11 protein-coding genes are annotated in these 12794 nt (G+C 37.4%); 1 reads left to right on the forward strand and 10 read right to left on the reverse strand.

Features of this window, described 5'->3' with window-relative positions; translation table 11 throughout:
• Nucleotides 1-65: 65 nt before the first annotated feature.
• Nucleotides 66-1535, reverse strand: coding sequence for a ribonuclease G (rng, locus tag BS34_RS0108450; RefSeq protein WP_029408089.1), 1470 nt, complete (start codon nucleotides 1533-1535; stop codon nucleotides 66-68).
• Nucleotides 1536-1562: 27 nt separating this feature from the next.
• Nucleotides 1563-2156, reverse strand: coding sequence for a Maf family protein (locus BS34_RS0108455; RefSeq protein ID WP_029408090.1), 594 nt, complete (start codon nucleotides 2154-2156; stop codon nucleotides 1563-1565).
• 138 nt (nucleotides 2157-2294) lie between these two features.
• Between BS34_RS0108455 and BS34_RS0108460 the strand changes: the two genes are divergently transcribed.
• Nucleotides 2295-2708, forward strand: coding sequence for a hypothetical protein (locus BS34_RS0108460; RefSeq protein ID WP_029408091.1), 414 nt, complete (start codon nucleotides 2295-2297; stop codon nucleotides 2706-2708).
• Nucleotides 2709-2793: 85 nt separating this feature from the next.
• Here BS34_RS0108460 and BS34_RS0108465 read toward each other — a convergent pair whose 3' ends face one another.
• From BS34_RS0108465 to waaC, 8 genes are all read right to left on the reverse strand, one after another.
• Nucleotides 2794-5685 carry an FAD-binding and (Fe-S)-binding domain-containing protein gene (locus BS34_RS0108465; RefSeq protein ID WP_029408092.1) on the reverse strand — a complete coding sequence of 964 codons (2892 nt, stop codon included), beginning with the start codon at nucleotides 5683-5685 and terminating at the stop codon, nucleotides 2794-2796.
• Nucleotides 5669-6778 (reverse strand): glycosyltransferase family 9 protein, encoded by a 1110-nt coding sequence (locus tag BS34_RS0108470; protein WP_029408093.1) that lies wholly within the window; start codon nucleotides 6776-6778, stop codon nucleotides 5669-5671. The genes BS34_RS0108465 and BS34_RS0108470 overlap by 17 nt, the downstream gene beginning before the upstream one ends.
• Before the next feature lie 32 nt (nucleotides 6779-6810).
• Nucleotides 6811-7461 (reverse strand): CatB-related O-acetyltransferase, encoded by a 651-nt coding sequence (locus BS34_RS0108475; RefSeq protein WP_029408094.1) that lies wholly within the window; start codon nucleotides 7459-7461, stop codon nucleotides 6811-6813.
• 21 nt (nucleotides 7462-7482) lie between these two features.
• Nucleotides 7483-8451, reverse strand: coding sequence for an IS30 family transposase (locus BS34_RS0108480; protein WP_029408095.1), 969 nt, complete (start codon nucleotides 8449-8451; stop codon nucleotides 7483-7485).
• A gap of 155 nt (nucleotides 8452-8606) precedes the next feature.
• On the reverse strand, nucleotides 8607-9335 hold the full coding sequence (locus tag BS34_RS0108485; RefSeq protein ID WP_029408096.1) for a glycosyltransferase family protein: 729 nt from the start codon (nucleotides 9333-9335) through the stop codon (nucleotides 8607-8609).
• Nucleotides 9332-10603, reverse strand: coding sequence for a hypothetical protein (locus BS34_RS0108490; RefSeq protein ID WP_029408097.1), 1272 nt, complete (start codon nucleotides 10601-10603; stop codon nucleotides 9332-9334). Before BS34_RS0108490 ends, BS34_RS0108485 begins: the two co-directional genes overlap by 4 nt.
• 50 nt (nucleotides 10604-10653) lie before the next feature.
• Entirely contained in the window at nucleotides 10654-11751 is a 1098-nt protein-coding gene (locus BS34_RS0108495; protein ID WP_029408098.1) for a polysialyltransferase family glycosyltransferase, read from the reverse strand.
• Entirely contained in the window at nucleotides 11741-12787 is a 1047-nt protein-coding gene (gene waaC / locus BS34_RS0108500; protein WP_029408099.1) for a lipopolysaccharide heptosyltransferase I, read from the reverse strand. The genes BS34_RS0108495 and waaC overlap by 11 nt, the downstream gene beginning before the upstream one ends.
• Nucleotides 12788-12794: the final 7 nt, after the last annotated feature.

Here is a 12794-nt window from a genome sequence, read left to right on the forward strand (position 1 = left end):
AAACATCAAATGGGGGTCTCAATCTCAACATCGCTAAACCATCATAAACCATGGCTACATCATAGCTACATCATTACCACATCAAATTGTTCAGCGGCGTAGGTACTTTCAGCCTGAAAACGTATACTTTTATTTAAGAATGACTCCAGCTCAGCAACACTACTAGACTCTTCATCCATAATTCGTGAAACCACATCTTCTGCAGCAATGACGCGATATTGATTTGCATCAAATGACTTTGCCATTCTTGTAATTTCACGAAATATTTCATAAGCCACCGTTTCAGATGTTTTAACCGTTCCACGCCCACTGCATACCGGACAAGGTTCACAAAGTGTCCGCTCTAGACTCTCACGAGTTCTTTTACGCGTCATCTCAACTAAACCTAAATTTGAAATATTACTAATAGATGTTTTTACTCGATCTTTACTTAACTCTTTTTCTAAAGCTGAAAGCACATGTTTTTGATGTTCAGTATCTTCCATATCAATGAAATCAAGAATAATAATTCCGCCTAAGTTTCTTAACCTTAACTGTCTTGCAATCGCTTGAGCCGCTTCTAAATTAGTGCGATAAATTGTCTCTTCTAGGTTTTTATGGCCAACAAATGCTCCCGTATTCACATCAATGGTTGTCATTGCTTCAGTTTGATCAATAATTAAATAACCACCAGACTTTAAATTTACTCTTTTATGTAAAGCGGTTTGAATCTCTTCTTCAATATTGTATAAATCAAAAATAGGGCGTTCGCCTTGATACAACCCTAAACGATTATTCAATTCCATAACATACATATCAACAAACGCTTTCATTTTGTTCAGCGTCTCCGTGGAGTCAACCCGGATTTTTTCAATTCGCTCTAATGGAATATCTCGCATAATACGTAAATAAAGTGGTAAATCTTCATAAATTAAAGTCGGTTTTTTGGCTAAACGAGACTTCTCTTGCACACCCGCCCACAAACGTTGTAAATAAATCATGTCGGCACGCATCTCATGAAACTCTACCCCTTCGGCAACCGTTCTAACAATCACTCCTCCATCAGAGGATTTATATTCTGGAATTGTCTTCACCATCTCTCTTAAACGTTCGCGCTCATCAGAACCATCAATTTTTTGAGAAACACCTAACGCTTTTTCTACCGGCATAAACACTAACATTCTGGAAGGAATCGTGACCTGCATTGTAATTCGTGCACCTTTTGTACCCAGCGGATCTTTTAGCACCTGAACCATAATCTTTTGACCGGGATGTAGCAGTTTGGCAATGTCATCACACTCTTCATCATCACAACCAATTGCTTTATGGCAGACGTCTGACACATGAAGAAAAGCGGCTCTCTCTAAACCGATATTAACAAAGGCTGCTTGCATACCAGGCAAAACACGGTCAACTTTACCCATATAGATATTTCCAACCAAGCCACGTTTATTCGCCCGCTCTACCCAAACTTCTTGTAATACTCCGTTTTCAACCCAAGCAACCCGAGTTTCATTTGGGGTAACATTGACTAAAACTTTTTCTTCATTGTGCATTGATAAATGCCCTTATTCTTTATAATTCTATTTTGTATAGTAACCTGATTGAGTCAATAGCTCATTCAACTCAAACAAAGGTAAGCCCATAACGCCGGTATAAGAACCCTCAATACCCGTAATAAACTTGGCGGCTAAACCTTGAATCGCATAACTACCCGCTTTATCTTGAGGTTCTTCGGTTGCTATATATTGCTTGATTTCATTATCACTTAAGGTTTTAAACGTCACTTGAGTCTGATTAAGAGAAGAAAACACTTCACCATCAAACACTATCGCAATGGCAGACAGCACGGTATGCGATTTACCAGATAGTCGTGATAACATACGATATGAGTCTACTGGATTTTTGGGTTTACCTAAGACTTTTCCATCAACTAAAACGACGGTATCGCCCCCAATTACCCAAACGACTTTACCTACGACTTTATTAAACCCCGCCAACGCTTTTTCAATGGCAATACGTCTTACATAAGATTCTGGGCTTTCATGCGGTAAAGCCACCTCTTCGACTGGAGCATTAACCACGTCAAATTCTAAATTTAGCTGTTCTAAAAGGGCTTTTCTTCTAGGAGAGTTTGACGCTAAATAAAGCGGTTTATTTTTTATTGTTTGTGTCATAATTTATTAATTGAAAGATTTTTTGATTCCTTGAAAGATAATCATTCTACCGCCAAACGCAACGTTTAGGCATTTTTCAAACATCAATTTCTAGTTAGATTAAGTTAGACTTACAAAAAACGACCTTAAGAGAAATATATGGATATTATTCTGCCAGAACACACGCCACAGATTTTAGAAACAACCTTTGAAAGCATTTACCTATTTGATCATGAGCTCTATTCGTTAATGGCTGAAAAAACTGAGATGAAATGGCTATTGGTTGTTCCAAAACAAACGCTAAATGCTGAGACCAACTTAGAATATATCCAAAATTTATATGGGGCGATATATCAATTAATCGCATTTATGCAAAAGCATCAGATAGGTCAACGTTTTAATATCGCCAAGATTGGTAATAAAAACCCTAACCAGCATATTCATTTGATTTTTAGAGAAGAGAATGATGAAGTTTGGCCTGACGCTGTTTGGTGTCATGAACCGTTAAAAAGTTCATTAGAAACACCCGAAAAGCTAAAAGAAGCCCTAAAACCTTTTTACCAGGCCTGGTAATTCTACTTTAAATTGTGGTTATTACTTGAATCCGCGAAGATTAAATTTATAAAGATTAAATTTATAAAGATTAGGTTTATAAAAATTAGGTTGGTAACTCACTCAATGCCATCGCAAAGACTTGAGCGATATGCAGTGATTGATACTTACCTAAATCTTGTAATTGATGTCGGCAACTGGTTCCGGTTGCCACAATTAAGTCATCCGTTTGTGCCTGCTCTAAGGTAGGCAGTAAAACTTGGTTAGCAATCGTTTTAGATACTTCATAATGTTTATAGCCAAATTCACCAGACATACCACAACATCCTGATGGAATCATATTAACGACCAGGCCTGGTATTAATTCCAATGCATTTTGTGAATCAATCGGTTTTGCTAAGGCCTTTTGATGACAATGTACATGTAACCACAAAGTCTTATCCATTCTATTAAATTCAGGTAGAGCAGCTTGTCCATTCAACTTAAGAATTAACTCTTCAAAAGATAATATTGTGGGCAAACCTTGAGAAGCTTGCTTGTCATCATTGTTATTTAACCAGGCCTGGTTAGATTGAAACTCAATATTATTAAGCAAATCTTTTGCTTCATCTCGCCAAACTAACAACTCAGAAGGTTCAATTCCTACAATCAAATCTTGAGGTTGATAGGCTTGCATAGCAAAAACCGTTTCTAACAACGCTTTTCTAGCTTGCTTTAACAGCCCTTTACTAATCAAAGCTCTGGGAGAGTGTTGCAGATAAACAGGTATTACCTCTAAACCAAAATTCTGCAAGACCTCTAAAACGGCTTGTCCAACTCCAGGCTCTTGATATTGACTATATAAATCACACAACACCCAAACTTTAGTTTTAACGCTAGATGGTTCAGTTTTATTCAGTTCGGTTTTAGTCAATAAATTTTTCTTAATTTCTTTGTCTGAAACACCTACCCACCATTCCGCTAGATTTGAAGAATAGGCTTTTGGCAAGTTTCTGCGTTTATCCACCCCCATTAAGGCTTTAATCGCTGATAATGATTGCAACCAATTGTATGTGGCAGGCCAATTTTGAGCCTGCTTTAGAATAGAACCATAATGTGCAAAAATCCAATTAGAAAGCGATAATCCTTGGGTTTGATACAAAACTTCCGCTTTCAGTTTTGCCATATCCACATTGGCTGGGCACTCAGTTTTACAAGCTTTGCAACCCAAACACATCTCTAGGGCATCTTGCAGTTCCACTTGAGATAAAGCCTTTTGAGGGTTAGGTTCTGTTAAAGCAAAACGTAATAAATTGCTACGCCCCCGAGTAGAGTAATTTTCTTCACGGGTTGCTTGATAAGACGGACACATCACACCTCGCCCCGCAGACTTTCTACAAGCCCCTGCCCCATTACATTTTTCAACCGCATCCATTAAAGACAGATCACTCGACCAATCGAATTTGGTTTCAATTAGTTTTTGAGGTTGTCTATCCGCACGAAGATTATCGGTAATCGGCATATCGCCAATAATCACGCCTGGATTCAATAAATTATTGGGGTCAAACGCCCGTTTAAGTTCAAGCAAATAGGCATAAACCTGTTCGCCAACTTGTTCTTTTATAAATGGCGCTCGAATACGCCCATCACCATGTTCGCCTGAAATCGATCCACGATATTTTTTTACTAATTTGGAGTTTCTTGCGGCAATGGTTCTAAAAAGATGCTTGCCATTTTCGGTTGCTAAATCAATTTCAGGACGAATATGAATTAATCCTACCGAGGCATGGCCGTAATAGACACAACCCACTTCTAGCTCCGCCATTAAAGCTTGAACATCACTAAAATAATCAAATAGATTTTTAACAGGAACGGCTGCATCTTCAATCACCGCAACGGCTTTTTTACGGGTGACTTTACCCATTAGCATGCCTAAGCCCGCTTTACGAACCTCCCACACTTTTGCGGCTTGTTTTGCTTCAATAATAGGTGAAGCATAAGCTCCATGTTGAAGCAACCAGGCCTGGTAATTGACCATTTGATGATTTAAATCAGCTTGATTATCAGCAAACCATTCACAAACCAAAACGGCTTTGGGGTCACCCTCAATCCAAAAACGATTTTGTTGTTGCTGAAGATTGGTTTTAGTCCCATCCAATGTCGCTTTATCAATTAACTCAATCGCAGCGGGTTCAAACTCTAATAAATATGAGGCAACTTGCATTGCCGATTCAATCGAATCAAACTGAGCACACAAAAGCTGTCTGTATTTTGGTTGCTTAACCAGATTTAAGGTAGCGGTTTTAACCACCGCTAAAGTGCCTTCGCTACCACAAATCAAAGGGGCTAAATTAAAAGGTTTACCATTAGGATTGAAGGGTTGATGATGACGATAAAGCTCATCTAAAGCATAACCCGTGTTGCGGCGTTTTATAGATGGATGAGGAAAGTGTTGAAGAATTTGTTTGCCATGCGTTTCTAATAAACGCATTACGGTTCGATAAATATTGCCCTCAAAATCTTGTTGATTAAGTTTGTCATGCAATTGCTGTGCCGATAATGGGCCAAAAACCGCTTCAGAACCATCCGCTAAAATCACTTCAAGTAATTTAACGTGCTCCCGAGTTGTACCGTAATAAACTGAATATGAACCACAAGAATTATTACCAATCATGCCACCAATCATGGCACGATTAGAAGTAGACGTATCTGGAGCAAAACGCAAACCATCAGCCGCCACAAAATCATTCAAATCATCTTGAATTACGCCAGGTTCAACAGTAATTTGTTTTAATTCAGGTTGGTAATCAACAATATTCGTTAAATGCTTAGAAACATCAATCACCACCCCAGAACCAATCGCCTGACCACCCAGTGAAGTACCACCTGCTCTAAGAGTAAGCGACTCTTTGATACATAGAGTTTTAGCAACCGACTTACTAAGTTCTCCAACACTCTCAGGAGTTATAATTTGCTGTGCTATCAACTCAAAAATTGAAGCGTCATTTTGACGTAGCATCTAACTCATCACTCTTGGAAAAGGTATCAATAGCATCTAACACACGTTTAGAGTCAATTCCTGACATACACTCTAAATTGTATGGACATTGATCTTTAAACTTATACAAATAACAAGGCGCACAGTGTAGATCATCTCTAATTAGCCCAACATGCCTTTTATCATGAACCGGAAACGTTGATTGAGGGGGTAATACATTAAACAATGCAATGACATGGGCTTTTTTTGTCGCTAAAGCCATATGGATAAAACCAGACTCAGGCCCCATTACAAAATCTACATGCTCTAAAACTGCTGCTGTATTGGTTACACTATGAGTTTGAATAGGTACATCTTCTTGCTGCCATTCTTGTAATAGCTTTTTAGAACCTTCAACTTCATTAGGTGCAACCATCATAATGGATTTAATACCGATGGCTTTGAGGCCTTGCAATAACTCTTGCCAACCTTTATTTGTCCACCGCCTTTTTGGATCTGTTGAAAACGGGTTAAAAGCAAATATTTTAGTACCTTGCGGCTTATTGACCTCTGCCCAAGCCTCTCCATATTCAATATCTTGACCTGAAATCCAAATCTCACGATCGTAGACGCCTTTTGGTGAAATACCAATTGCACGCAACATATCAAACATATTTTCTGGTCTATATCGGGAATGCAGAGGCATATGTAATTGAATAGTTAACAGCCGTCCAGTGCCATCGTTATCAAAACCAACGCGATTAGGTATTTTACCTAGATAAGCAATTAAAGCTGCTCTTAAAGAACCCGCCGCTAAAAACGTAAGATCAAAACCAATTTTTTTAATTCTTTTAGCGACCTTAAAGCTCTCTTTTTTATGAAATAACCAAACATCGTCTATATAAGGACAATTTTTCATAATACCGTAAGTTAAAGGCCCAACTAAATTCACAATATAAGCTTGTGGAAACGCCTTTCGCAACTCTCTAAAAAAAGGTGAGCTCATTGCTAGCCCACCTAATTGGTCAATACCTTGAACCAAAATTTTTTCAACCTTATTAACATCAAATTCTTTTTTGATAGTGAGTCGCTGATTAGGTTCAAAAAAATCTAAGCTTGTTTTGATTTGGTTCATATTTATCTCAATTTAGCTATTGCTGACTATGTTTATGACTTTATAAGAAACTTTCTATTTGAGATTTCGAATCGTCGATAACATGCTTTACTACCGTTATAATTCCTAACTTGATCAATAAATTTGGGGACGTTATCATAATCAAAACTTCTTAACGTTTTAATAGGGATTTTCCACCACTCGCTCTGTAATAAGCTTTCAATTTCATCAGGTTCAAAACGGAATCTAATATGGCGGGCAGGATTTCCTGCTACGATTTCATAAGGTAAGACATCTTTAGTTACAACAGAATTGATTCCAATTACAGCACCATTTGCGACCTTTACTCCTGACATAACCACTGCTCCTTGTCCAATCCATACGTCGTGACCGATGGTTGAGCTTAATGATTGGGTTTTGTGATTTTCACAAACTTCGTGACTGGTTGAGGCATATGCCAAAGGATGTTTTTGCTTGTCCATTCCCAGCATCACATCATTTCCGATTGAGCAATATCGACCGATTGATGATACGAGATGTATTTCTCCACCTCTTACATAGGAGTGCGCTCCTATATGACAAACCCCCAAATCAAAATTTGGAAGCACTCTTGTTTGTTCAATATCAACATGCTCTTCTAAAATTAACCGTGCCTTTCTATGGATATTATTTAAGTTTTTAAGTTTTATATGACGCGGATTCAAGTAATAACCGCAATTTTTAAATTATGCTGCAAGTAAATCTACCTGCAGCCCCATAAATAATTCATTGGGTGTTTTACCACCTCGTGTTTTTCGAGGACGATTATTTAATCTGTCCATCACAAATTGAACTTGTTCTTGAGTGATGCCTCTCAGATCCGTGCCTTTAGGAAAATACTGCCGTATCAATCCATTCGTATTTTCGTTTATGCCTCTTTCCCATGAGGCATAAGGGTGGGCAAAAAACACTTGTGCGTCCAATGCCTCTGCCATGGCCTTATGTTCTGCAAACTCTTTGCCATTATCATACGTTATCGTATGTACACGCTCTTTGAGTGGTTCTAATACAGCAATAACGGCTTCTTTGAGCTTGTCTGCGAACTTACCCTGTAATGGCACAATAATGGTGTAAAGCGTCTTTCGCTCCACGAGGGTTAATAGTGCACCTTTATGACCTTTGCCAATGATCGTATCGCCTTCCCAGTCTCCGATTCGAATCTTTTCATCGACGACTTTAGGTCGTTCATCAATCGAGACTCGGCTAACAATTTGTCCTCGACAATCATAACTTCCATAGCGCTTACGATAGGGTTTATTGGCTATACGCAGGTGCTTGTATAGCTCTCCACCTTCCGCCTTATCCTCATAAATGAACTGGTAGATAGTTTCGTGATGAAGCGAAATGTTGAGCTGTTTTTTAATGTAGTCTGCCACTTGCTCTGGGCTTAAGTCTTGTTGAATGAGACTTCGTATCGCTTCTTTCACTTCGGCTGTGAGTTTCATTCGCTTTTTAGCCGTTTGCCGTCGCTCCACACTCAAGGAATGAGCTTGTTTAGGGCGATAACCACGCTTACCACGATTGTTCTTTATTTCTCGACTAATGGTAGAAGGATGACATCCGATATTTTCGGCAATCGCTTTTTGTGACAATCTCTCTTTCAATAATGCGTAAATCTGGTATCTTTGACACTCAGTCAGTTGGCTATAACTCATTTTGCAATTCTCTTGGTCGGGAAAAGCCTGTGAGTTTAGCTCAACTGGCTCTTTCTATTTCCAAATTGCAGTTATTATCCGAATTCACGTGATTAATTCTGGCTTTTCTTTTATAAAAAAAATTACTTAATAAAAACATACAATACACCTTGCTGTCATAACCAAGTATCCTTAATCCACGGAGCATATTTATATTTGTCATATGGTCCATTCATAACATCAACAGGGTCTGGTTTTCCGTGAAACAAAACAATTGAGGCATCCGTAGGTGCTTCTACTTGCCCTTTAGGCAATAGAAAAGGCATTTTTTTTCTTAAATAACGCCCTAAAGGCCCAAAGGAAAACGGTGTTTTAGAGTTTAAATCAATCTTAAATGACTTAACTAACGTTTTAGGATAGATAATTGCCTGTTGATAAACATGCTCTATCCAATCTTGATCACCATGGTATGAGTTCATAACATGATCTTTTTGAGCAATAAAAGACTCCCAAATATAAGAATATTGATTACAAAAAAAACACATTACTGAACTATTGTATTTATGAACAGTAGTATCAGCTGAAATACAAAAATCGTCACTGTAAGACACCAACGTATCCAAGCTATTTAAGATAACAATATCTAGATCGAGAAATAAAATTTTATCCTGATTTGAAAGTCCTAAAAAGCCTTTTTTAAAAATCAACAGCTTATACCACCACGTATGTAGCCCCTCATCGGGAAGGCTCTCAATCATAACTTCTGAACGAATCCCTTGACTATTTTCTGTCAAACAATGGAACACAAATGGGATACTTAAATTTTTTTCAACCATTGCATACAAACGATTAACATATTCAACGCCATATTTATCGCCCCACTTTAAACAAACTACATGAATCAATTTGTTGCTCCTTTGGGCTTTGAGAACCAGCTAATTAATGCGCTTATAGCTAACATATAAAAGATGGTCGTATAGGTATAAGTAAACATTGCACCAAAAAACAGAACAAACATAACACCAATCATCATTCCGGACATAATAAAAGCAGCAGGATCCTTAGTTTGCTTAAAGTAAGATAAAAAGATTCTGATGGGATATATTAATAAAAATAGTAATGAAAGTCCTCCCAATGCACCGGCTAGTAAAAAGGACATTATGTATTGATTATGGAGCTGCATAACGCTTGAGGAAAAGACCTTAACACTCTCTGGATAATTTGTCTTATTTGCAGCACTAGCAACATGCATTTTATATTGACTAGGCCCGACGCCAAGCAACCAATTACCCTTTAGAGCTTCTATTCCTATATTAAACATGGCATATCTAAGCCCTGTTGATGTTGAATAATCACCATGTGTTATGCCAACAACATCATTAGCTGCCGTTATTATTTTTGACTTTGATAACCAACCCGATGACAACACCATTATCACAAGCAAAAAAATTGAAATACGTTTCGTTTTTCTCGTTAAATTAGCGCCCCAAAAAAAGACATATGTCATTCCGAATAGGATGCTGATTAACACAATACTAAATGCGGTGTTCGAGCCATTAAGTCCAGACAAAACAAAAGCGATTAATAACATCGCCAAATTAAAATAAGAACGGTTTTTTAGCCAAACAACAGCCAACAACCCTGTTGTTAAAGGTAAGATAAAACCTACTGCAGCTAACCCTCTAGTACCATCATAAATTTCGCCAAAACGGTATCCAACTAAACTATCCGCCATATAAAGCTCTGTAATAAACAACGCTAAAGCACAAACCAAAGAACTAAAAGCAACATATTTAATCAATTCCCTATTCTGGTTAAAACGAATACTCAAAAAATACCATCCAGAAATCAATAATACAAAAACAGGTGCAGCATTTCTCCACTCTCCATCTGATGTATAAGGGAATCTTAAGAAATAACTCAGAATTAAAATGAATGAATATGCGATAGCAACATAAAGCCAGCGTTTTTCAATACATGTAAGTTTATATAAAGTTGTCCTATATGAAACTATTGATAAAATTAAAAGAATCGCTAAAAACAACAAGCCAGATATTTGTCTAATATTTTCAAAATAAAGAGGTGCTATTGCTGAGAATGTCATCACCATAAAAAGAAATGGAATTTGTTTTGAAAAGACTAATCTATCAAGGTTATTCTGTGCAAGATTCATTTTAAGCAGACGTCGTCCTGAAAAAAGGGTTCATGAAAGGCAATCAAATTTTATTTAATGAACCTTAAGGCATTATTAAAATTTGGGATAATCGGTATGTCTAACTTTTCAATTATCCCTTTAAAACTTTGAACAAAAGAATCCTCTTCATTCAAAACGGCTATTGTAGTAACATCGGGTCTAAGCCACTTAGCCGTCATTAGAACGGTACTTACATCACCAAGGATAATTGTATCAGAATCTAACAACGGCATCATAAATTCAAATGCCAAATCATTAGGTAAAATCAGTGCGCCATAGCGTTTTTTTAGACCTAGGTAATCATGTCCCTTTGAACGAGGGTGATACTTAACAGCAACCTTCTTTTCTGATTGCATTGTCTCGTCTAAAAAATTTTCTAATCGTTGGAGGTAACCATCCATTTTCAAAATATTATTGGGATGCGGAACCAATATAAATATATCAGTAGAGACTAACTCCGTTCTAATTTGAACATCTACGCCAAAATCATCCAAAACCAAATTTACAAATGCTCTAGCATCTGGTGATATAAACCATTCAATAGGAAGCTGATGACAGACTTTATTTTGGATAGATAAAACAGCATTTTCTGGTGAAAATAACCAGGCCTGGTTAATCCAATCGGATGCTCCAACCGTTTTAGGCTCCTTCCACCAAAAACCATAACTTACTTTCTTTAAAGCACTGCTAACAAAATCCTTAAACCATTTCGAAGGACGGCCTGCATAAGTATATAAACCATCATCCAAATACCACCCTTCAACCTTTTTATAGTTTAATGATCTTAAGTGCATTAAATACTGAAATTCAATCCGTCTATCGCTACCAACAGCAAAAACATTAGTTGGAAAAGCTTTAACTATTTCCGCCAATTTTTTAAAGATAGCTTTTCTTTCCACTATTTTTTTTAAACCACTGGCTTTACTAGGTGTTATATAAACATTTACAAAAGGGGAGTTTATCCATTTTTGTAAAACGGTAAAGTAGATATTGTTTTCTGTATTTTTTTGGTCAATTAAAACTAACTGAGAGATTTGCAGATCTTTATGAGCAATAGCATGTGCCACTGAAATCAGCAAATTCAACGGGGTTGATGGCATATAAAGAACTTTTTCTTTATTGTGCATAGAGCCATAATTCCTTATCTAAAACAGTTAAAACCTCCTTTACACCTAAATTTTGCAAAGACAGCAGTTCTTGTTTTTTATCTGCAAATTTTTTGATATATCCAGGTGCACAAGGAGATTCCAGACGAGTGACTTGAGCACCATCAGCGCCGACTAATTTAGGGTCGGTTACTCGGTATAAAACCACCATAGGCACTTCTAATGCTGCAGCAACGTGAGATAACCCAGTGTCTACTGACACAACAGCTTGAGCATTTTTAAGCGTTTTCGCCATATCATTTAAGCTTAACATCTGTTCAGGTACCCAAACATTTTCTGCTTTAGTGGTTTTTGCAATTCGCAATGCACGCTGCTGCTCTTCTTGATTTCCCCAAGGCAAAATCACTTTTTTACCTAAGGCATTGGCCTGCTTTAGTAATTCAATCCAATAATCTTCTGGCCAATATTTGGTTTCCCAAGTTGTGCCATGTAAAAACACCCAATAATCTTGTTCAGAAAATTGGTCAATCACCACTTCAGGTTTTGACCAGGCCTGGGTATTTAAACCATAAACAATGGGTGCATTTTCTGCTAAGGAATAATTTAGGCTTTGAGCAAATAATTGGCGTAAACGTAAAATAGCGTGTTGTTCTTTAACAACGGGATACTTAAATTGATAAAACCATGTTGCTAATGGTTCACGTGCACTTTGCCAATCATACCCTGCTGTTTTAGCTTTTATTTTTCTTGCTACCCAGGCACTTTTTAATAAGCCTTGGGCATCAATAATTAAATCGTACTGAGTTTGATTAATTTCTTCAAAAAAGGCTTTGATTTGTTGACGTGTTTGTTTTTTTAAAAGGGTTTTACGCCATTTTCGTAACTCTATTGGATAGACTTTATCGACAACGGGATGCCATTTTGGGATTTCTGCAAATGACTTTTCAACCACCCAATCGATTACCAGGCCTGGTATATTTTGTTGAGCATCCGACAATGCCGGAAAGGTGTGAAACACATCTCCCATTGAGGACATTTTAATGAGCAGAATTCGCATATTCTAG

This window comes from Thiomicrorhabdus sp. Milos-T2, assembly GCF_000702325.1.
GTDB lineage: Bacteria > Pseudomonadota > Gammaproteobacteria > Thiomicrospirales > Thiomicrospiraceae > Thiomicrorhabdus.